17 protein-coding genes are annotated in these 20,807 nt (G+C 72.9%); 10 read left to right on the top strand and 7 right to left on the bottom strand.

Features of this window, described 5'->3' with window-relative positions:
• Positions 1–425: 425 nt before the first annotated feature.
• A complete protein-coding gene (locus tag PVK37_RS21080; RefSeq protein WP_275029322.1) occupies positions 426–635 on the bottom strand; it encodes an MbtH family protein in 210 nt (69 codons plus the stop codon).
• A 554-nt stretch (positions 636–1,189) separates the two neighbouring features.
• Between PVK37_RS21080 and PVK37_RS21075 the strand changes: the two genes are divergently transcribed.
• The 4 genes from PVK37_RS21075 to PVK37_RS21060 all read left to right on the top strand — a co-directional run bounded on the left by PVK37_RS21075 (position 1,190) and on the right by PVK37_RS21060 (position 6,048).
• Positions 1,190–2,413, top strand: a complete 1,224-nt coding sequence (locus tag PVK37_RS21075) for a pectate lyase (RefSeq protein ID WP_275029321.1) — start codon at positions 1,190–1,192, stop codon at positions 2,411–2,413.
• Between the two features lie 172 nt (positions 2,414–2,585).
• A complete protein-coding gene (locus tag PVK37_RS21070; RefSeq protein WP_275029320.1) occupies positions 2,586–3,800 on the top strand; it encodes a S8 family peptidase in 1,215 nt (404 codons plus the stop codon).
• Between the two features lie 96 nt (positions 3,801–3,896).
• Positions 3,897–4,238, top strand: coding sequence for a YciI family protein (locus PVK37_RS21065; RefSeq protein ID WP_275029319.1), 342 nt, complete (start codon positions 3,897–3,899; stop codon positions 4,236–4,238).
• 232 nt (positions 4,239–4,470) lie between these two features.
• Positions 4,471–6,048: a Na+/H+ antiporter gene (locus PVK37_RS21060; RefSeq protein ID WP_275029318.1), complete on the top strand. Its 1,578-nt coding sequence runs from the start codon at positions 4,471–4,473 to the stop codon at positions 6,046–6,048.
• A 5-nt stretch (positions 6,049–6,053) separates the two neighbouring features.
• Here the strand turns inward: PVK37_RS21060 and PVK37_RS21055 are convergent, their stop codons facing one another.
• The 5 genes from PVK37_RS21055 to PVK37_RS21035 form a co-directional block, all read right to left on the bottom strand.
• Positions 6,054–7,541, bottom strand: a complete 1,488-nt coding sequence (locus PVK37_RS21055) for a PepSY-associated TM helix domain-containing protein (RefSeq protein ID WP_275029317.1) — start codon at positions 7,539–7,541, stop codon at positions 6,054–6,056.
• Between the two features lie 128 nt (positions 7,542–7,669).
• Positions 7,670–9,961, bottom strand: a complete 2,292-nt coding sequence (locus PVK37_RS21050; protein ID WP_275029316.1) for an exo-beta-d-1,3/1,6-glucosidase — start codon at positions 9,959–9,961, stop codon at positions 7,670–7,672.
• A 61-nt stretch (positions 9,962–10,022) separates the two neighbouring features.
• Positions 10,023–11,240, bottom strand: a complete 1,218-nt coding sequence (locus tag PVK37_RS21045) for a PP2C family protein-serine/threonine phosphatase (RefSeq protein WP_275029315.1) — start codon at positions 11,238–11,240, stop codon at positions 10,023–10,025.
• Between the two features lie 81 nt (positions 11,241–11,321).
• A complete protein-coding gene (locus PVK37_RS21040) occupies positions 11,322–12,551 on the bottom strand; it encodes an AI-2E family transporter (protein WP_275029314.1) in 1,230 nt (409 codons plus the stop codon).
• 136 nt (positions 12,552–12,687) lie between these two features.
• Positions 12,688–13,533, bottom strand: a complete 846-nt coding sequence (locus PVK37_RS21035) for an amidohydrolase family protein (RefSeq protein WP_275029313.1) — start codon at positions 13,531–13,533, stop codon at positions 12,688–12,690.
• A gap of 112 nt (positions 13,534–13,645) precedes the next feature.
• On the opposite strand from PVK37_RS21035, the gene PVK37_RS21030 reads away from it, so the two are divergent.
• The 6 genes from PVK37_RS21030 to PVK37_RS21005 all read left to right on the top strand — a co-directional run bounded on the left by PVK37_RS21030 (position 13,646) and on the right by PVK37_RS21005 (position 19,512).
• On the top strand, positions 13,646–14,962 hold the full coding sequence (locus PVK37_RS21030) for a M20 metallopeptidase family protein (RefSeq protein WP_275029311.1): 1,317 nt from the start codon (positions 13,646–13,648) through the stop codon (positions 14,960–14,962).
• Positions 14,959–15,990, top strand: coding sequence for a Gfo/Idh/MocA family protein (locus tag PVK37_RS21025; protein WP_275029309.1), 1,032 nt, complete (start codon positions 14,959–14,961; stop codon positions 15,988–15,990). Before PVK37_RS21030 ends, PVK37_RS21025 begins: the two co-directional genes overlap by 4 nt.
• Positions 15,977–17,275 carry an ABC transporter substrate-binding protein gene (locus PVK37_RS21020; RefSeq protein ID WP_275029307.1) on the top strand — a complete coding sequence of 433 codons (1,299 nt, stop codon included), beginning with the start codon at positions 15,977–15,979 and terminating at the stop codon, positions 17,273–17,275. Before PVK37_RS21025 ends, PVK37_RS21020 begins: the two co-directional genes overlap by 14 nt.
• 64 nt (positions 17,276–17,339) lie before the next feature.
• Positions 17,340–18,299, top strand: a complete 960-nt coding sequence (locus PVK37_RS21015; protein ID WP_275029306.1) for a carbohydrate ABC transporter permease — start codon at positions 17,340–17,342, stop codon at positions 18,297–18,299.
• Positions 18,296–19,132, top strand: coding sequence for a carbohydrate ABC transporter permease (locus PVK37_RS21010; protein ID WP_275029305.1), 837 nt, complete (start codon positions 18,296–18,298; stop codon positions 19,130–19,132). The genes PVK37_RS21015 and PVK37_RS21010 overlap by 4 nt, the downstream gene beginning before the upstream one ends.
• Positions 19,129–19,512: an L-rhamnose mutarotase gene (locus tag PVK37_RS21005; RefSeq protein ID WP_275029304.1), complete on the top strand. Its 384-nt coding sequence runs from the start codon at positions 19,129–19,131 to the stop codon at positions 19,510–19,512. The genes PVK37_RS21010 and PVK37_RS21005 overlap by 4 nt, the downstream gene beginning before the upstream one ends.
• A 125-nt stretch (positions 19,513–19,637) precedes the next feature.
• Here the strand turns inward: PVK37_RS21005 and PVK37_RS21000 are convergent, their stop codons facing one another.
• Positions 19,638–20,768 carry a mandelate racemase/muconate lactonizing enzyme family protein gene (locus tag PVK37_RS21000; protein WP_275029303.1) on the bottom strand — a complete coding sequence of 377 codons (1,131 nt, stop codon included), beginning with the start codon at positions 20,766–20,768 and terminating at the stop codon, positions 19,638–19,640.
• Positions 20,769–20,807: the final 39 nt, after the last annotated feature.

The following is a 20,807-nucleotide window of genomic DNA, read 5'->3' as shown; positions in this document are numbered from 1 at the left end:
TCACGTCCGCATGGGCGGACAGAAACACCCTGGGGAGTGGTTCGACCACGGGTAATTGCCATTCCCTACCGCCTCGCCAACATTACGAAATGTCGTCGACCGGGGAATGGCTGACAAGAAGCTACGAGAGCGATCCACGTCTGTCAACCGGCAGGAATGTCGCCACGGGCCCCGCACCGGAAACCGGATAACCGGGGTGATCATCTCACCCGCTTTCGGACAATGGGGGCATCAACTCGCACTACCGGAGAACGCGGGACGCAGGGTCCGGTTCGGACCGTCGACGGTGGCCGGACGGGTCGGTCCGGGCGGTCGACGGCGCCCCGGGTCCACGATGGGTGGACCGGTCCACGGGCGTGACGACCGTGGCCGTGCCGGTCCTCCGTACGGCCACGGCCGGCCCCGTCGAGGGCGGCCCGGCCGGGTCAGCCCTGCGCCGCCAACCATTCGCGCAGGCTGCGCGGGCGCAGGTCGGTCCAGACCTGGTCGATGTGCGCCAGGCAGGCCGCCCGGTCACCGGTGACGCCCACGGCCCGCCAGCCGGCCGGCAGGTCCGACTCCTCCGGCCAGATCGAGTACTGCTCCTCGTCGTTGACCACGACCTGGTAGCGGCGCAGGTCCGCGGATTCTTCCATCGACACTCCCCACATCGGCGTGACCCACCAATTTTGACCGGAGACTATACCGACCAGGACGGCCGACGTACTTGACCGAACGGCGTCACCCCATCATCCGATCGATTGGTGAATTCCGGCCGGCAATACGGATCGCGGGCAGGGACGGCACATTCCCCTGGACGGACCGGCGATAGCATTCATGAGTCGACAACATTTACCCACGCAAACACCTTCCATCCGACGACACCGTTCACCACCGAAGGTGACAGCGCCGGCGCGGAGGGTGCGGGACGGGTCGGACGCGTACCGGGCCGAGACCGAGGGTCACACCCGGCCGGGACGACGCAGCCCCGGGGAGGCAGCCACGCCCGCCCCCGCCACCGGCACGAGCCCGCCGCGCCGGGCCCGCTCGGGCAGGTCCAGTGGCGCGGCAGAGCCGGTAAGCCATATCGGATACTAGAGAACAAAGTTCACAAATACGGTGTGACTCTTGCCTCACCATCGGCCAGTCTCTATCGTTACCGGAAAGCGCTTTCCCGTCCAAGTGCTCATGCTCGAAAGGTGAAACTCAGATGAAACGCAAAGTCGCCACGCGGTGGCTGGCCGGCGGTGCCACCGCGGTCGCAGGCGCCGTCGTCGCGCTGGCGCTGCAGGTTCCCAACGCCTCGGCCGCCACCAACCTGAGCCTCGGCGCCGGTGCTGACGGCTCCAGCAAGGCCAGTGGCACCAGCTATGGCAACGTCATCGACGGCAACGCCAGCACCTACTGGTCGCCGAGCGGCTCGACCGGCACGGTCTCGGTCAAGTGGGGCAGCGCCACCACGGTGTCCTCGGCCGTCATCGCACAGGCCTCGGGCGGCGGCTCGATCAGCGGCTGGCAGCTCAAGAACCACGACACCGGCTCCGTCCTGGCCAGCGGCAGCAGCGCCCCGAGCACCATCACCTTCTCCTCGACGTCGCTGAAGAAGCTCTCCTTCGTCATCACCAGCGCGTCCGGCACCCCGCGGATCGCCGAGTTCGAGACGTACTCCAGCGGCGGGTCGACCCCGACCACCAGTCCGACCGGTGGCCCCACCTCCAGCCCCACCAGCGGTCCGACGACCAGCCCGCCCAGCAACCCCGGCACGCCGACCGGTGCGTGGCCGTCGTCGGCCGGCTCGGTGAGCATCTCGGGCACCGTCAACGTCTCCGGCACCTTCGACGGCGGGATGAAGACCTACTGCTGTATCGGTGACGGTGGGCAGGGCGAGTCGCAGGACCCGATGTTCAAGATCGCCAATGGCGGCACGTTGCAGAACGTCATCCTCGGTTCGCCCGCCGGTGACGGCGTGCACTGCGAGGGCACCTGCACGTTGCGCAACGTGTGGTGGAACGACATCGGTGAGGACGCCGCCACCTTCAAGCAGACCAACGGCGGGACCTCCTACGTCATCGGTGGCGGCGCGCGCAACGGCAGCGACAAGACCTTCCAGCACAACGGCAACGGCACGGTCAGCATCTCCGGCTTCTACCTCAAGGGATCCGGCAAGCTGTACCGCGGCTGTGGCAACTGTTCCACCTCACACACCCGTCACGTGCGTATCGACAACGTCCTCGTCGACGACATCGACATGCTCGCCGGCATCAACAGCAACTGGAACGACACCGCGACCATCACCCGCGTGGTCGTCATCGGCTCGGCCACCATCTGCGGCAAGTACAAGGGTGTGCCCAAGGGCAGCGAGCCCAGCTACCTCGGTGAGGGCTGGAACGACGCCAACTGCAAGGTCAACAGAAGTGACGTGACCTTCCGGTAGTCACGGGACACGTTCGTTCACGAAGGGGGCACCCGCCTGGCGGCGGGTGCCCCCTTCTAGCCGCATTCTGACATCGACGGATACGGATTGAGTGGGTAGCGTCGTCGTACCGTCCGAATCGCCGCCCGGTCCGGTGTGGCCGCTGGCGGCCGACGCAAGGAGGACCGGATCGATGCTTCCCCGTACCCCCCGTCGCCACCGGCTGATCGTGGCCGGCGCGCTCGCCGCCTCGGCCCTGCTGGCCGCCGCGCTCACCGGCCCGGCGGTCGCGGCCCCCGCCGTCGGTGAGATCCGGCAGGCCGGCGGGCCCACCGCCGTCCCCGGCAGCTACCTGGTCGCGCTCACCGACCGGGCCGCCGGCGGACCTGCCGGCACCCGCGTCGCCGCCGTCTCCGACCGCGCCGACGCCCTCGCCGCCCGGTACGGCGGCACCGTCGGGCACCGCTACGGTCACGCACTCAACGGCTTCGAGATCCGGCTGCCCGAACCGGCCGCCCGCCGGCTGGCCGCCGACCCGGCCGTGGCCTGGGTGGAGCAGAACCAGACGGTACGGCCGACCGCCACCCAGACCAACGCGCCCTGGAACCTCGACTTCCTCGACCAGGATTCGTCGCCGTTGAGCGGCACGTACAGCTACGTCAGCACCGGCCGGGGAGTGACCGCGTACATCATCGACAGCGGCATCCGGCTCACCCACGTCGAGTTCGGCGGGCGGGCCCGGTACGGGTACGACGCGGTCGACGGCGCGCCGCCCGCCGACGACTGCACCGGCCACGGCACCCACGTCGCCGGGGTGGTCGGCGGCCGGACGTACGGGGTGGCCAAGGAGGTGTCGCTGGTGGCGGTGAAGGTGACCAGCTGTGGTAGCGGCGGCACGATGGCGCAGGTGGTCGCCGGGATCAACTGGGTGACCTCCGACCACCAGGCCGGCCAGCCGGCGGTGGCGAACTTCAGCCTCAGCGGCGCCATCAGTACCGCGCTCAACACCGCGGTGGCGAACTCCGTCGCCGACGGGATCGTCTACACGGTGGCCGCCGGCAACAGCAACACGAACGCCTGCAACTACTCCCCCGGATCGGTCCCCACCGCGGTCACCGTCGGGGCCGTCCAGTCGAACGGGACCCGGGCCAGTTTCTCCAACTACGGCCCCTGCGTCGACATCTACGCCCCCGGGGTCAGCATCCGGTCTGCCTGGTACACCAGCGACACCGCGGCCGACAACCTGATCAGCGGCACCTCGCAGGCGGCGCCGCACCTCGCCGGGGCCGCCGCCCGGGTACTGCAGAACCATCCCACCTGGACCCCGGACCAGGTGATCGCGTACCTGATCGCCGAGGCGAGGATCGTCAACGGCCTGCCCGTGCTGTACCTGGACCCGCTGACCTGACTCCCGGACCGTCGGCCCGGTGTCGGGACACCGTCCCGCGCCGGTGCCGGCGAGGATGGGTGCGAAACCCGCAAGCCTGTCCGAGGAGCCGCCGCGATGACCAAGTACCTGATCTCGTTCCCGAGTGCCGCCATGGTGATCCCCGACGGGGAGTTCCAGGCGGTGGCGGACGCGGCGCACGCGGTGGTGCAGGAGGCGAAGGACGCCGGCGTCTGGGTGTTCGGCGGCGGCATCGACGAGAGCGTTCCGCCGGTCATGGTGGCCGGGGACGGGACGGTGACCGAGGGCACGTACCCGCAGACGCGGCAGCTCGAAGGCGGCTACACGGTGCTGGAGCTGCCGTCCCGCGAGGCGGCGCTGGAGTGGGCCGCGAAGATCGCGGTCGCGTGCCGGTGCGCCCAGGAGGTCCGCGCGTTCCAGTACGACCCCGCCAGCTGACCGGCCCGGGACCGGCCCCGCCAGCTGACCGGCCCCGGCCTGCGCCGGGACCCGCATCGGGCCCCGGCCAGGTCCCGCCCCCGGCTTCGACGCCGACGACCGCTCCAGCCCTCCGGCCCAGCGTGCCGGGCATCGCCCCGACGCCCACGACGTCCGTTCCACCGCGCGCCGCCGGTCCCACGTCCCACACTGGGGGTCGACGACGGTCACGCGGCAGCGCGGAAGGGGCGGTGTGGAAGCTCTGGTACTGCTCGCGGTGCTGGCCGCCACGGTGCTGGTCGGCACCACGATCGGCGGCCGGTACCGGGTCGCGCCACCCGTCCTGCTCATCGGCCTGGGCGCGCTGCTGGGGCTGGCCCCACCGCTGTCGGACGTGGTGCTCGACCCGGAGGTGGTGCTGCTGTTGTTCCTCCCGGCGATCCTCTACCGGGAGAGCCTCACCGTCAGCCTGCGGGAGATCCGCACCAACCTGCCGGCGATCGGGCTGCTCGCGGTCGGGCTGGTGGCGATCACCATGGTCACCGTGTCGCTGGTCGCCCAGGCGTTCGGCGTCGACCCGGCGGTGGCCTGGGTGCTCGGTGCGGTGCTGGCCCCCACCGACGCCGCCGCGGTCGCCGGCCTGGCGAAGCGGATGCCCCGCCGGTTCCTGACCATCCTGAAGGCGGAGAGCCTGATCAACGACGGTACGGCGCTGGTGCTGTTCGCCGTGGCGCTCGGGCTGCTCGGCGGGGGCGGGCCGCCGGGGGCACCCGAGCTGGTGGCCCGGATCGGCGGGTCGTTCCTCGGCGGGGTGACCGCCGGCCTGCTGGTCGGTGGCCTGGTGGTGCTGATCCGGCGACGCCTCGACGACCCGCTGCGGGAGGGCGCGCTCAGTGTGCTCACCCCGTTCGTGGCGTTCCTGCTCGCCGAGACGGTGCACGCCAGCGGGGTACTGGCCGTGGTGGTGGCGGGGCTGCTGCTGTCGTACGCCGCGCCCCGGGTCATCCGGGCCCCCTCCCGGGTGATGGCCTTCGCGTTCTGGGACCTCAGCACGTTCCTGATCAACGGGTCGCTGTTCGTGCTGCTCGGCATGCAGATCCCCCGGATCGTCCGCAGCGAGGCCAGCACCTCGCTCGGCCGGGCGATGGTCATCGCGCTGGTGGTGGCCGCCACGGTCACCGCGACCCGGATGCTGGTGGTGCACCTGTCCACGTACCTGCTCCGGTTGGTCGACCGGCGGCAGTCGCAGCGGGAGCTGCGGGTGCCCGGCCGGGTCCGGACGGCGGCCGGCTGGGCCGGTTTCCGGGGCGCGGTGTCGCTGGCGGCTGCCCTCGCGGTCCCGCTGACCACCCCCGACGGCCGGCCGGTGCAGCAACGTGACCTGATCATCTTCTGTACCGCGCTGGTGATCGTGCTGATCATGCTGGGGCAGGGCACCACGTTGCCGCTGGTCGTCCGGTGGGCCGGCCTGGTCGGCGACCAGCCCCGGGCCGAGGAGACCCACCACGCCCGGCTGCACGCCACCCGGGCGGCCCTCGACGCGCTTCCGGATGCGGCCCGGGGTGTCGGCGCGGCCCCGGAGATCGTGGACCGGGTCCGCGCCGACTACGAAACCCACCTCGACGACATCCTCGCCGCCCGGGACGACCCGGCCGCCGAACGCGACCGGGACGTCGAGCGGCAACTACGGCTGGCGGTGCTGGCCCACAAACGCCGCGAGGTCACCCGGCTGCGCAACCACAACGAGATCGACGACACCGTGCTGCGCGACATCCAGGCCGCCCTGGACATCGAGGAGATCCGCCTGCTCGGCCCGCAGACCCCGGAGTAGGCCGGTCAGCCGCCCACGGACCGCTCGCCGGCGGGCGCCGGGGACACCGGCACCGGGGGCGTCGGCCGGCGGCGGCGCAGCGCGGCCACCGCCAGGTCCACCACGAGGAAGCCCACCAGGGTGACCCCGAACAGCGGCACCACCCAGCAGAGCAGGAAGACGGCCGGCAGACCGACGACGATCAGCCAGGACGGCAGCCCCCACCAGGCACCCCGAGCGACCGGCGGAGCCCCGACGACCGGCCGGCGGCCGGCCCGGGTGGGCCGGCGCTGCCACCACATCCGGTACCCCCAGAAGATCACCACGAGCAGGCCGAGGGCCAGCGCGGCCAGCATGATCTGGTTCACCGGGCCGAACAGCAGACCCATGTGCGCGCTGATGCCCAGGTCGCTCAGTTTGGCCAGCAGCGGCCAGTCGGCGAAGTCACTGCGGTCCACCACCGTGCCGCCGGCCGGGTCGACCGTGACCCGGTCCTGGCGGACCGGCCAGGTCTCGTCGGTCTGCTCCACCGTCCAGGCCGAGGAGGCGTCGGCGGGCGGCGTCACCTCGACCGGCCCGTCCAGTCCGGCCGCGCGGGCGACCTGGAGGGCCTGGTCGAACAGCACCGGGTCGGTGCCGGGAGCCGCCGTCGGTGCGCCGCCGCCGTGGTGCCCGCCACCGGCTGCCGGGTCGCTGCCGTCCAGGGCCGTGGACAGCGCCGGCTTGCGGGCGCCGAGCGCGTCCAGGCCGGCGCTGACGTTTCCGCCCGCGTACCGGGACCAGGTCAGCCCGGTCGCGGACAGGAACAGCAGGCCGACCAGCAGCCACACCCCGGTGCTGGCGTGCCAGCCCCGGGTCCGGCGTACCCCCCGCCGGGCGGTCAGGTCCGGCAGCAGCAGCCGGCGGGCCCGGTTCCGGGCACCCCGCTGGCGACGCCACCACAGGGCCAGGCCGCCCAGCGCCACCACCCACAGCCAGCTCGCCGCCAGTTCCGAGTAGTGCCGGCCGACCGGGCCCAGGTGCAGGTTGCGGTGCAGGTCGTCGAACCAGGTCCGCAGCGGGGTGTACCCGAACCAGGTGGTCAGCTGGCCCTTCACCTCGGCCGTGTACGGGTCGACGTACACGCTGTGCTGCCGGTCCTCCGTCAACTCCGGCACGTCGAACACCACCTGGGTGGTGGTGCCGTCGCCGCCCGGCGCGACGTACGCCAGGGTGCCGTCCGGGTGGGCGGCCCGCGCGGCGGCCACCTGCTCGGACAGCGGCCGTTCGGTCCGCCCGGCCGCGTCGGCCCGCAGCTCCCTGCCGTAGACGACCGTGTCCAGTTGCGGCGTCACCGTGTACGCCAGCCCGGTCAGCGCCGCCACCACCAGGAACGGCGCGATCAGCACCCCGGCGTAGAAGTGCAGCCGCAGCAGCAGCGCCCCGAGGCCGCCCGGCGCACCGGCGGGTGGCCTCGGGGCGGGTGTGGGCGCGGACCTGGCCGGCCCGGCGGGGCGGGTGGAGGTGGTGGACATGGACTCTCCGATCGGACTCGCGGTGGCGACCGGTCAGCCCGGCGCGCACTGGTAGTCGTCGTGATCGGCGATCCGGTTCCACCCACCCTGATCAGGGTCCGTTTCCACCCACCCCGGGCGGGGACCGGTCAGGGCAGCACGGTGAACCCGGCCCGGAGCAGGTCTCCGTCCCGCGAGGACGACCCGACCAGCAGCTCGAACGCGCCCGGCTCGACGACCCGCCGCCCCCGCGCGTCGACCAGCGTGCAGTCCGCCACCGGCAGGGTCAGTTCGACCGTCCGCGTCTCGCCGGGGGCCAGGTCCACCTGCCGGTACGTCTTGAGTTCCTTCTCCGCCCAGGTCACCGAGGTCACCGTGTCGCTGACGTACCCCTGGACGGTTTCCCGGACCGGCCGCCGACCGGTGTTGCGGACCTCGACGCTGGCGCGCAGCACCTCCCCGACGGTGACCGTGGGGGTCGGTATCCGCAGGTCGGCGTACTCGACGGTGGTGTAGCTGAGGCCCTCGCCGAAGGCGAACGCCGGACGCTGGGTCAGGTCGGCGTACCGGGTGCCGTGCTGGCCCCGGATCTGGTTGTAGTAGGTGGGCTGCTGGCCGGCGTGCCGGGCGAAGGAGATGGGCAGCCGGCCCTGCGGTTCGACCAGTCCGAGCAGCAGTTCGGCGACCGCCCGGCCACCCTGCATGCCGGGGTTGGCCGCGTACACCAGCGCGGCGGCGTCCAGGGCGGACGGCGGCAGCACCAGCGGCTTCGAGGCGACCAGGACGACGATCAGCGGGGTGCCGGTGGCGGCGAGCGCGTCGAGCAGCGCGACCTGGCCGCCGACCAGTTCCAGGGTGGCGGTGGACCGGCCCTCGCCGACCAGTTCGATCCGGTCCCCGACCACGGCGACCACGTAGTCGGCGGTCCGGGCCGCCTCGACGGCCTCGGCGATCAGCCCGGCGTCGGGCGCGGCGGGGAGCACCACCTGCGGTCGGGGCTGCCCGTCGGGGAAGAACGCGCCCTCGGGGTCGGGGCCGACGGTGAGGATGTCCGCGCCGCGCGCATAGGTGACCGTCCAGTCCGCCGGGACGTGCTCGCGCAGCCCGTCGAGCACCGTCCGGGTCAGCTCCCGGGGATGCCCGTCGGCCAGCCACTCGGCCTGCCCGGACGCGCCGGCCCAGTCACCGAGCTGGGTGTGCGGGTCGTCGGCGTTCGGGCCGACCACGGCGACGGTGCGGGGTGCCGCGTCGGGCCCGGCGACCGCCCGGCCGGTGGCGTCGGCGGTGAGCCCGCCGGCCAGGGGCAGGGTGCCGTCGTTGCGCAGCAGCACCAGGCTGCGCCGGGCCACCTCCAGGTTCAGCGCGCGGTGTCCGGCGCAGCCGATCACCTCGGCCTGCCGGGCCGGGTCCGGCCGGCGCGGGTCCTCGAACAGGCCCAGCTCGACCTTGAGGGTGAGGATCCGGGTCACCGCCCGGTCGAGGTCGGCCTCGTCGAGCAGACCGGCGGCGATGGCGTCCTGCGCGCCCTGGAAGAAGCCGGGGGTGGTCATCACCATGTCGTTGCCGGCGCGTACCGCCGCCGCCGACGCGTGCGGGTAGTCGGGTTGGATGCGCTGCTCCCAGACCATCCGGCCGACGTTGTCCCAGTCGGTGACCAGGGTGCCGGCGTAGCCCCACTCCCCGCGCAGCACGTCGTTGAGCAGCCAGTCGTTGACGGTGATCGGTACCCCGTCCGTCGACTGGTAGCCGAGCATGAAGGTGCGGCAGCCCTCCCGCGCGACCCGTTCGAACGGCGGCAGGAACCAGGAACGCAGCTTGCGGTGGGAGATGTCGGCCTCGGTGGCGTCCCGGCCGCCCTGCGTCTCGGAGTACCCGGCGAAGTGCTTCGCGCAGGCCAGGATGGCGGTCGGGTCGGCGGGGCCGTCGCCCTGGTAGCCGCGCACCATCGCCGAGGCGAACTCGCCGATCAGGAACGGGTCCTCGCCGAAGGTCTCGCTGACCCGACCCCAGCGCAGGTCCCGGGCGATGCACAGCACCGGGGAGAAGGTCCAGTGGATGCCGGTCGCGGCCACCTCGACGGCGGTGGCCCGGGCGACCCGTTCCACCAGCGCCGGGTCCCAGGTGGCGGCCATGCCGAGCTGGGTGGGGTAGATCGTCGCCCCGGCGAAGAACGAGTGGCCGTGGATGCAGTCCTCGGCGACCAGCAGCGGGATGCGCAGCCGGGTACGGTCGGCGGCCGCGACCGCCTCGGCGAGCCGGTCCGGGGCGGCGTGCAGGATCGACCCGACGTGCAGCTCCTCCACCAGGTGACGGACGTCGTCGCCGGCCGGCAACTGGAGCATCTGCCCGACCTTCTCCGGCAGGGTCATCCGGGCCAGCAGGTCGGCGACGCGTTCGGCGACCGGACGGGCGGGGTCGAGGTAGGGCGGTGCGATCGGCACGGGGTGGTCCTTCCTGACGCGGGATGCTCCTGGTCGGGGGGGTTCTGACGGGCGACGTTCCCTAGTCGGGCAGCCGCCGGCGGGCGGCCAGCAGGGCGATGTCGTCGGCCGGCTGGTCGCTGCCGAGGGCCGCGATCACCGTGTCGCAGACGGTCTCCGCCGACGCCACCGGCACCGCGGCCGTCAGCCGGTCCACCCCCACGTCGAACAGTTGGCCCCGGCGTTCGACCAGCCCGTCGGTGTAGGAGACCAGCACCCCGCCGGGCGGCAGGTCGATGGTGGTGGTGTGCCGCGGGACCCCCCGGGGACCGATCCCCAGCGGCGGGTCGATGGGGGCGGTGACCAGGCTGTTCGCCCGGCCGGGCACGGCCAGCACCGGGCGGGGGTGCCCGGCCACGGAAACGCGTACGGTGGCGACGTCCGGTGAGATCATCATGTACAGCGTGGTGGTCAGGCTGCCGGCCTCGAAGTGCACCGCCTTGCGGTCCAGCAGGGTGAGCACCTCGGCCGGATCGTCGCTGATCAGGGCGTACGCGCGCAGCGCGCTGCGGAGCCGGCCCATCACCACGGCCGAGCGCAGGCCGTGGCCGGACACGTCACCGACCACCATGCCCAACCAGCCGGAGGGCAGGACGAAGACGTCGTACCAGTCGCCGCCCACCCCGGAGGCGTGACCGGGCACGTACCGGCCGGCCAGTTCGAGTCCGGGCACGTCCGGCAGGTCGGTGGGGATCAGACTGCGTTGCAGGGCCAGCGCGGCGTTGTGGTCCAGGCTGTTGGCGCGCGCCCGGCTGGCCAGGGCGAGCCGGTCGGCGACCAGCTCCAGCAGGCGTACGTCGTCGGCGGTGAACCGGCGGGGCGTACGGGTGCCGACGTGCAGGACGCCGACCAGGTCCCCCCGCGCCATGATCGGTACGCCCAGCAGGGAGCGGACCCCGGTCTGGAGCAGTACCGGGTTGACCACGTTGTCCGGGGTGACCTCCTCGACGATCACCGGTGCGCCGGTGAGGGCGATCCGACCGGCGAAGCCCCGGCCGACGGCGACCCGGAAGCCCTGGCGGACCTCCTCCTCCAGCCCCTTGGCGGCGGTCGCCACCAGCTGCCGGGCCGGAATGTCGAGCAGGAGGATGGCGGCGGTGTCGACCTGGAGCAGGTCACGGACCCGGTCGAGCAGCTCGTCGAAGAGGTCGGCCGCGTCGAGGCGGGACAGGGTGGCGTCGGTCACCGCCTCGATGCGGCGCAACCGCTGCTCGTCTCCCAGGTCCCCGCCACCACGCACCCCAGGATCGTAGGTTGCCGCACAGCAACTTCCACCGCGTGCCCCTCCCCTGGCGCCCCGGCCCGGTCGGCGGGCGGGCGATCAGCCGGGTTCCTCGCCGGGACCCGCCGACCGGGCGGTCGGCAGGTCGGTCCCGGGCCCGGCGGGACCGCCGCCCGGCAGGTCGGCACCGGGCTGCCCGGGGGCGGGCCGGTCAGCACCGGGCTGGTCCGGGACGGGCTGCCGGGGGGCGGGCCGGTCGGCGTCGGGTGCCGGGGGAACCGGTTCGCTGAGCTGCTCGCGCAGGTAGTTCCAGAACACGGCGATCAGGGCGGCGACGGGCACGGCGAGCAGGCTGCCCACGATGCCGGCCAGGCTCCCGCCGAGGGTCACCGCCAGCAGCACCACCGCCGCGTGCAGGCCGAGGCCCCGGCTCTGCACCATGGGCTGGAACACGTTCCCCTCGAGCTGCTGCACGGCGACGATGATGGCGAGCACGATCAACGCGTCGGTCGGGCCGTTGGACACCAGCGCGATGAGCACCGCGACGAACCCGGCGAACAACGCGCCCACGATGGGCACGAACGCCGCCACGAAGGTCAGCACCGCCAGCGGAAGCACCAGCGGCACGCCCACGATCCACAGGCCGAGGCCGATGAAGACGGCGTCCAGCAGCCCGACGAACGCCTGGGACCGGACGAACGCGCCGAGGGTGTCCCAGGACCGGGCGGCCACGGTCGGCACGTCGGTGGCGAGGCGGCCGGGAAGCTGCCGGGTCAGCCAGGGCAGGAAACGCGGGCCGTCCTTGAGGAAGAAGAACATCAGGAACAGCGCCAGGACGGCGGTGACCAGGCCGTTGACGATGGTGCCCACCCCGGTCAGCGTGGCGGTGACGATGCTGCCGACGCTGTCCTGGATGCGGGCGACCGCCGTGTCGAACGCGCTGGTCACCTCGTCGTCGCCGATGTTCAGCGGCGGCCCGGCGGCCCACTCACGGAGCTGCTGGATGCCACCGACCACCCCGTCGGCCAGTTCGCCGGACTGCGACGCCACCGGCACCGCGATCAGCACCACGATCCCGGCGGCGGCCAGCAGGAACAGCACGGTCACCACGGACGCGGCCAGCGCCGGCGGCCAGCCGTGCCGGCGTAGGAAGCGCGCCAGCGGCCAGGTCAGGGTGGTGAGGAGCAGGGCGATCACCACCGGCCAGACCACCGACCACATCCGGCCGAGCAGCCACAGGGCCACCCCGGTCAGCAGCAGGACCAGCAGCGTCTCCAGGGAGACACGCGACGACGTACGCAGGGCGGCCCGGGTCTTCGCGGCACTCACCCTGGCAGGCTCGGGAATCACCCCGGCATCCTCGTCCGCCCGGTCGAGCGGCCTCCCACCGGGGTCGGTCCGACCCGGCCGGACCCGTGGTGGCGGGTGCCGTCCCCGGGCCCGTCCCGGGGCGGCGGCGCGGTCGTCAGCGGGTCAGGTCCGCGTGGCGGCGCAGGGCGCGGCGCAGGTTGCCGCCGTACACGTCGGCCGCGTCGGCCGGGGAGAGCCGGTCCAGGCCGATCGGGTACAGCGTCTGGGCGAACGAGACGTGGTCGAGGCTGGGCGGGAAGTCCGAGCCCCAGTAGAGGCGCTGCGGGCCGAAGGTGTCCAGGAGCAGCTCGACGAAGGGCCGGGCGGCGGCGTGCGGGTAGCCGTACGGGGGGTCGCTCACCGCGTACAGGCCGGAGACCTTGACGCCGAGGTGCGGCAGGTCGGCCAGCCCGAGCAGCGGCGCGAGCAGGTCGGCGGCGGTGTCCCGGTCCGGCGGGGTCGGCTGGCGGCCGGGCAGGCCGAGGTGGCTGACCAGGACGACGCAGTCCGGCAGGGCGGCCAGCGCCGGGCCGAGTTCGGCCAGCGCGGCGGGGGCGGCGTTGAGGCTCAGCAGCGCGCCGGTCCGGTTGAGCCGCCCGGCGGCGCGGCCCAGCCACTCGGCGTGGGCCCGGCCGGCGGCGGGGTCGGCCAGGTAGGCGGCGACGCCCACGAAGCGGGTGGACCGCCAGCGGTCGAGGCTCGCCGGGTCGGCCGGTCCACCGGGTGGGAGGTACGCGACGGGGGCGATCCAGTCGTGGTCGGCGGCGAGCCGGGCCAGGTGGTCGTTGTTGCCGGCGAACCCGGGCGCGCCCTCGTAGCCGACGACGAGTGCGCGGTCGATGTGGTGGACGCGGCGGATCGACTCGTACGCGACGAGTTCGTCGGACCCGGCTGGTGACCGTCCGTAGTCGCCCGGGTAGCCGTCGGCGAAGAGGTGCAGGTGTGCGTCGGCCCGTTCCATGACCGCCGACCCTAACCGATCTGAACTGCCCATTGACGCGGGAGGACCACTCACTTAGGTTCTTGTCTCAATTAGGTCCGGATTATCGGCCGGAGGCGAGGGGTGGAACCGCGTGGTGCAGGCGCACGAGGACGTTGACGATCTGGTACGGCTGCGCCGGCAGCTCCACCAGCATCCCGAGCTGCGGTTCACGGAACACCGGACGGCAGCCACGCTGACCGACCGGCTCGCTCCGCTGGCCCGGATCCGGACCGGCGTCGCCGGCACCGGCCTGCTCGCCGACATCGACGGCCATGCTCCCGGCCCCGCCGTTCTGCTTCGGGCCGATATGGACGCCTATCCGGTCCAGGACACCAAGGAGGTCGGCTACGCCTCCGGCAACCCGGGGGTGTGCCACGCCTGCGGACACGACGTGCACATGACCGTGCTGTCCGGGGTGGCCGCCCGGCTGGCCGCCGACCCGCCCGCCCGGGGCTCGGTGACCCTGCTGTTCCAGCCGGCCGAGGAGATCCCGTTCGGCGAGTCCTCCGGGGCCGCCGCGGTCCTCGCCGACCAGGCGCTGCGCGGGCGGAGCTTCGACGCCGTCCTCGGCCTGCACTGCTGGCCGGACCTGCCGGCCGGAGCGGTCGGTGTCGACCGGGAGACCGCGATGGCCGCGAAGGACGCCTTCCGGATCGAGGTGCTCGGCCGGGCCGCGCACGCCGCCACCCCCGCCCTCGGCCGGGACGCCATCCTCGGGCTGGCCGGCGTGGTGAACCTGCTGCACGCCGCAGTGGCCCGGTCCCGCAACCCGCACGAGCTGGTCGCCTTCAACATCGGCACCATCTCCGGCGGGGCCAGCCAGAGCCAGGTCGCCGCGTACGCGGAGGCCACCGGCACGCTGCGCACCCACGACGAGGCCGTCCGGGAACGACTCAAGACGGTCGTCGAACGGGTGGCCCGGCAGCAGGCCGCCGCGCTCGACCTGGGCCTGCGGTTCACCTGGGCCAACGAGATGCCCCCGGTGCGCAACGCCGCGTCGCTGGTCCGGCTCGCGCACGCCGAACTGCCCGGCCTGGTCGAGGTGGTGGACCTGACCGAGCCGCCGCTGACCACGGACGACTTCGCCCTGCTCGGCGCGCTCGGCCCGAGCCTCTACGTCAAGCTCGGGGTGACCGGCGAGCGCGGCGGCGCGCCGCTGCACTCCGGCGCGTTCGACGTGGACGAACGCTGCCTCGGTACGGGCGTGGCGGCCCTGGAGCGCCTCACCCGGGCCGTGCTCGACGGTCGGCTGGCCGACGGTCCCACCGGATCGAACGCCGGCCGGCGCACCGGCGACGCGGAACCCGCCGGGACCGACGGTCACCGCGCCGGGACCGACGGGCGTCCCACCGGGGACGGCGGCCAACCCGACGACCGGTCCGTTCCGACGCAGGCGGTCGGGGCATGAGCGCCCGGTCGGTCGCGGTGGTCGGCGACGGCGCGTTCGGCGTCCGGCACCTGGCCGCGTACCGGTCGCTGGGCGTGCCGGTCCGGGCCCTGGTCGAGCCGGACGCCACCACCCGCCAGCGGGTCGCCGCCGCCCACCGGGTGCCGCACACGTACGCCTCGGTGGCCGAACTGCTCGCCGCCGGCCGGCCCGACGCGGCATCGGTCTGCGTACCCGGGCCGGCGCACCGGACGGTCGCCGTGGAGCTGCTCGACGCCGGGGTGCCCGTCCTGGTGGAGAAGCCCCTCGCCGCGACGGTCACCGACGCCGCCGCGATCGTCGCCGCCGCCGAACGGACCGGGGTGCTCTGCCAGCCGGGGCACATCCTGCGGCACAGCGCCCCGCACCGGGCCCTGTACGAGGCGGTCCGCGCCGGCCGGCTCGGCGAGGTGCTCGCGGTGTCGTCCCGGCGGGACCGGCCACGCACCCTCAGCCGGCTCTTCCCGCGCGAACACCCCGCGCTGCTCACCGCCGTGCACGACATCGACCTGGCGCTCTGGTACGCGGGCGCGCCGGTGGTCGAGGTCCGCGCGGTGACCCGGACCCGACCCGGACCGGCCAGCCCGGTCCTGGTGTGGGCGGAGCTGCGGCACGCCAACGACGTCGTGTCGTCGATCCGCAACAGCTACCTGCTCCCCGAACACGCCACCAACCACACCTCGGACCTGGTCGAGGTGTACGGCACCGACGGGGTCGCGCACGTCGACCTCGGCCACCCCACGCTGCTCGTCCAGGGCGAGCCCACCGAGGCGCCCGACTGGCTCCTCTCCCCGGCCGACGGCGGCGGCGCGCTCGCCGCCGAACTGCGGCACTTCCTCGGCCGACTCGACGGCACCGAACCGGTGGCGGTGGTCCCACTCGCCGACGGACTGCACGTCGTCCGGGTCGCCGAGGCCGTGGTCGACAGCGCCACCGCCGGTGGCGCGGTCCGCCGGATCCCCCCGAGCCCCCCTCATGTGACAGGAGCTTCTGCCGATGTTTCGACGTAGATTCGCCGGCGTCGTCGCCGCCGGTGCGGCCGTCGCCGCGCTGCTGACCGCCTGCGGTGGTGGTGACGGGGCCACCGACGGCCCGGTCACCCTCAAGGTGCTGACCTGGGAACCGGGTGGCACCGAGTACTGGCAGCAGGTGAAGACCACCTTCGAGGCCAGCCACCCGGACATCAAGCTGGAGATGCAGTCCGTCCCGTTCGACAAGTACCCCGAGGTGCAGGGACCGTACATCACCTCGCAGTCCGGGCCGGACGTGATGGCGAACAACGCCGGGCTGGAGCTGTTCGACCGGCGCGGCGCGTACGTGCCGCTCGGCGAGAAGGCCGCCCAGATCAACAAGGACCTGGTGACGTACAGCGGGGCCTGCGAGGGCTTCGACACCGCCAAGCCCTGCTACGGCGTGCCGTTCTCGTACCAGGGCAACGTCCTCTACTTCAACAAGGACGTGCTGCGCAACGCCGGCCTGGACCCGGAGCAGCCGCCGGCCACCTGGGCGGAGTTCGGCGCGGCCTGCGACGCGGTGACGAAGTCCGGCAAGACCTGCCTGGCGCTGGGCCTGTCCGGCACCTTCCCGGCGTACTGGGACTTCCCGGAGATCGCCCGTAACTACCTGTCCGAGGACGACATCCGGGGGCTGCTGGCCGGCACCCTGTCCTGGACCGACCCGAAGCTGGTCGCGGTGCTGGAGAAGCTCGCCGAGATCACCACCAGCGGCTGGACCAACAAGAACGCGCCCTCGATCACCATGCTGCCGGACGGCGCGGACATCTTCCAGCGCGGCGACGCCGCGTTCGCCGGCACGATCATCTCGGACGCGGTGAACTGGGAGGCGTTCGGCAAGGCGCTCGGCGACGACAAGCTCGGCGTCACGCGCTGGCCGGTGATCAACGCGGACGCCCCGCTGGCGAAGAAGTTCTCCGGCATCGAGGGTGCCGTGTACGGGGTCACCCAGTGGAGCGACAAGAAGGACGCCGGCCTGGAGTTCATCACCTGGCTGGCCGGCAAGGAGAACGGCGAGCTGTGGGTCAAGTACGCCAAGGGCCAGCCGCTCAACAAGAACGTCGACCCGTCGCTGCTGCCGTCGTCCCCGGCGTTCCGCACCATCCAGGAACTGGTGGCCGACCCGACGCTGCACGCCGGGGTGATGCTCTCCGGGCCGGAAGCCGACGCGCTCGCCCGAGGCTGGCAGCAGGTGACCCTGGGCCAGCTGACCGTGGACAAGTGGGCCACGCAGATGCAGCAGGCCCTGGAGCGCAGCCCCACGAAGAAGCAGGGCAAGTGACCGTGCCGGTCGCAGGCGGCCGGGGTGCCGCCTGCGACCGGTCAGTCCCCGGGGAAGGAACCTGATGACCGTTTCGACCGCGCCGGTCGCGGAGCCGTCGGCCGCCGACCAGAGCACCCGGTCCCGCCCGCCCTCGCGCCGTCCGGGCCGGGCCCGGGAGTGGTGGCTGGGCGCCGTCCTGGTGCTGCCCGCCCTGGCCCTCGTGGTCATGTTCAAGCTCGTCCCCCTGGTCCGGGGTGTGATCACCAGCCTCGAGTCGTCCAGCGGGTTCGACAGCGGCGGGTTCGCCGGGGCCGACAACTACACCCGGATGTTCGACGACCCGATGGTGCTCACCAGCTTCCGCAACGCCCTGCTGGTAGTCGCCACGCTGCCGTTCTGGGTGGTCATCCCGCTGGTGCTGGCGGTGTTCATCCACCAGCGGGCGCCGGGCTGGACGTTCTTCCGGGCGGTGTACTTCGTGCCGTACACCATCGCGCCGATCGTGGTCGGCATCATGTTCCGGCAGATCCTCGCCCCGGACGGGCCGATCAACGCCCTGCTCCGCACGGTGGGGTTGGAGCCGTTGGCGATCGAGTGGCTCAACGGCCGGTGGAGTGCGCTGTTCTCGCTGGTCGCGGTGGCGCTGTGGAGTTTCTTCGGGCTGGGCGTGATGACGTACCTGGCCGGTCTGGCGACCATCCCCGAGGAGGTGATGGAGGCCGCCTACCTGGACGGGGCCGGCTTCTGGCGGCGGTTGTTCTCGGTGGTGGTGCCGATGCTGCGCCCCACGGTGGCGTACTGGAGCGTGCTGTGCGCGTCCGGGGTGCTGATCTGGCTGTTCCCGCTGATCTACGCGTTGACCCAGGGTGGCCCCGGTGACGCCACCATGCTGCCGGAGTACCTGGTCTTCCTGACCACCTTCCAGTTCCTGGACCGCGGTTACGGCTCCGCGATCGGCATCGCGCTGTTCGTCTTCGTCGCCCTGCTGAGCGTCTTCAGCGTGCGGCACATGTTCACAGAGGGGACCCGGAAGCCGCGATGAACCGGCCACACGCCGCCCGGATCGGGCGTTACCTGTTGACCTTCGCGTTGGTCGTCGTCGCGGTCGCGGCGGTCTACCCGCTGCTGTTCACCGTGATCAGTTCACTCAAGACGCAGGCCGGGTTCGCCCGGGACCCGCTGGGCCTGCCGACGGCCGGGATCACCCTGGAGAACTACCTCGAGGCGTTCCGCCGGATGGACATGCCCCGGCTGCTGCTGAACTCCCTGGTCACCACGGTCGGCGGGCTGGTGCTGTCGGTGCTGGCCGCGCTGCTGGTCGCGTACGTGGTGACCAAGGTGCGGTTCCGGGGCGGGAAGCTGGTCTTCCTGCTGATCATCGTGTCGCTGACCATCCCCAGCCAGGCGATCATCTACCCGCTGTACCAGACCGTGCTGGACCTGGGCATGTCCGGGCAGTACCAGGGCCTGATCCTGGCGTACGCGGCGTTCGGGCTGCCGCTGGGCACGTACCAGCTCGCCGGCTACTTCCAGCAGATCCCGGACGAGTTGATCGAGGCGGCCCGGGTGGACGGGGCCGGACACCTGACCATCCTGTTCCGGCTGCTCGCCCCGATCGCCACCCCGGCGCTGGCCGCGCTCGCCATCTTCAACTTCGTCTGGATGTGGAACGACCTGCTGCTCCCCCTGGTGATCATGGGTGGGTCGGACAGCAAGACGCTAATGGTCGGGGTGTCCCTGCTCAGTGGACAGTACGACGTGTCGGTACCGCTGGTCAGCGCCGGCCTGATCGTCGCGCTGCTCCCGGTGCTGGTGATCTACCTGGTCTTCCAGCGGCAACTGGTCTCCGGCGCGCTCGCCGGGTCGGGCAAGTGACCGCCGACCCGGACCACCGTCGCACCCCCGGACCGGCCGACGCCGGTCCGGGGGTGCAGGTGTGCCACCTGTACCGGCTGCGGCCGGGCGCGGCGGCCGAGTACGAGCGCCGGCACGCCGAGGTCTGGCCGGAGATGTCCGCGCTGCTGGACCAGGCGGGGATCTACGACTACCACATCCACCGGCACGGGACGCTGCTGATCTGTGTGCTGCGCACCCGGTACGGGTACCGGCACGCCGGCCGGGTCACCGGGGCGTCGGCGGTGCAGGCCCGCTGGAGCCGGTCGCTGGCGCACCTGTTCGCCGAGGTCGCCGACGCCGACGGCGAGCCGCTCTGGGCGTACCCGGTCTTCCACCACCCGGGCCACCCACCGTCGTGACCGGCCCGGCACCGGCCGGCGCGGTGGGTCCGCCGGGCCGACCGCCCCCGCGCGCAGCGCGCCCCGGGTGGCCGGCACCGGCGTCGCCGGCCCGGCGGGGGGTCCCGCCGGGCCGGTGCGGGTGGTCAGACCGCGTAGGCGACCGAACCGTCGGCGCGCAGCGGGATGCGGTGCAGCGGACGGCCGGTCAGGTCGAGCGGCGTCTCGTCGGCCAGGTCCAGGGTCACCCCGAGGCCCGGCTCCTGCGGTACCGGCAGGAACCCGCCGTCGCGCCGTACGCAGGCGCGGGCCGGACCGTCGGCGAGCTGGTCGTCCAGCGGCGAGTACTCCTGGGTGACGAAGTTGGGGATGGCGGTGTCCAGGTGCACCGACGCCATGGTCAGCAGCGGGCCGAGGCAGTTGTGGCTGACCACGGCGGCGTGGTGCGCCTCGGCCAGCGCGGCGATCTTGCGGGCGTGGCTGATCCCGCCGGCCAGCCCCAGGTCGGGGCGGACGTACTGGGCGCCGCCCTGGGCGAGCAGCTCACTGAACTCCCAGATGGTGTGCAGCCGTTCGCCGTTGGCCATCGGCACGCCGAGCGCGCGGCGGGCGACGGCGGCCTGACCGCTGACGCTGTCGATCTGGATCGGGTCCTCGACCAGCAGCGGCAGGTGCCGGGCCAGCGCGGGCAGCACCGACTCGGCCTGCAACGGGGTGAGCTTGCGGTGCAGCTCGACCAGCAGGTCCACGTCCGGGCCGACGGTGTCCCGGACCGCGGCGGTGGTGGCCTCGGTGGCCGCGACCAGGCGGGCCTGGGACAGGTCGGCGTAGTCGGCGGGCAGCGGGTCGAACTTGACCGCGGTGAAGCCGTCGGCGACGGCCGCCGCCGCCTGGGCGGCGAGGGCCTCCGCGCCGGTGCCGGGCAGCAGCAGGTGCAGCCGGATCCGGTCCCGGACCCGGCCGCCGAGCAGCTGCCAGACCGGTACGCCGAGCCGCTTGCCGAGCAGGTCCCACAGGGCGATGTCGACGGCGGAGACGGCGGCGGTGAGCACCGATCCCCGGAACGGCCCCATCCGGTAGAGGTGGTGCCAGTGGTGCTCGATCCGGTCCGGGTCGGCGCCGAGCAGGTGCGGCCGGAACGCCTCCACCACGGCGTGCACGGCGTTGGGGTAGCCCCAGCAGGCGGACTGTCCCACCCCGACCGACCCGTCGGAGGTGTGCACCTGGACGAAGTGCGCGTCACCGCGTACCACCGACTCGACGGCGGTGATCTCCATACCTGCCCCCAAATTAGAGACCAATAACGGCCAGAAACT

Source organism: Micromonospora cathayae (genome assembly GCF_028993575.1).
GTDB classification, from domain to species: Bacteria; Actinomycetota; Actinomycetes; order Mycobacteriales; family Micromonosporaceae; genus Micromonospora; species Micromonospora cathayae.
The sequence above is the reverse complement of the archived record's forward strand: the minus strand, read 5'-3'. Positions and strand labels throughout refer to the sequence as shown.

What these genes read in the sequence shown, in the direction of transcription:
- PVK37_RS21020 (WP_275029307.1), top strand. Translation starts at nt 15,977, where the DNA reads ATGTTTCGACGTAGATTCGCCGGCGTCGTCGCCGCCGGTGCGGCCGTC.
- PVK37_RS21055 (WP_275029317.1), bottom strand. Translation starts at nt 7,541, where the DNA reads ATGTCCACCACCTCCACCCGCCCCGCCGGGCCGGCCAGGTCCGCGCCC.
- PVK37_RS21075 (WP_275029321.1), top strand. Translation starts at nt 1,190, where the DNA reads ATGAAACGCAAAGTCGCCACGCGGTGGCTGGCCGGCGGTGCCACCGCG.
- PVK37_RS21025 (WP_275029309.1), top strand. Translation starts at nt 14,959, where the DNA reads ATGAGCGCCCGGTCGGTCGCGGTGGTCGGCGACGGCGCGTTCGGCGTC.
- PVK37_RS21010 (WP_275029305.1), top strand. Translation starts at nt 18,296, where the DNA reads ATGAACCGGCCACACGCCGCCCGGATCGGGCGTTACCTGTTGACCTTC.
- PVK37_RS21070 (WP_275029320.1), top strand. Translation starts at nt 2,586, where the DNA reads ATGCTTCCCCGTACCCCCCGTCGCCACCGGCTGATCGTGGCCGGCGCG.
- PVK37_RS21000 (WP_275029303.1), bottom strand. Translation starts at nt 20,768, where the DNA reads ATGGAGATCACCGCCGTCGAGTCGGTGGTACGCGGTGACGCGCACTTC.
- PVK37_RS21080 (WP_275029322.1), bottom strand. Translation starts at nt 635, where the DNA reads ATGGAAGAATCCGCGGACCTGCGCCGCTACCAGGTCGTGGTCAACGAC.
- PVK37_RS21065 (WP_275029319.1), top strand. Translation starts at nt 3,897, where the DNA reads ATGACCAAGTACCTGATCTCGTTCCCGAGTGCCGCCATGGTGATCCCC.
- PVK37_RS21015 (WP_275029306.1), top strand. Translation starts at nt 17,340, where the DNA reads ATGACCGTTTCGACCGCGCCGGTCGCGGAGCCGTCGGCCGCCGACCAG.
- PVK37_RS21035 (WP_275029313.1), bottom strand. Translation starts at nt 13,533, where the DNA reads ATGGAACGGGCCGACGCACACCTGCACCTCTTCGCCGACGGCTACCCG.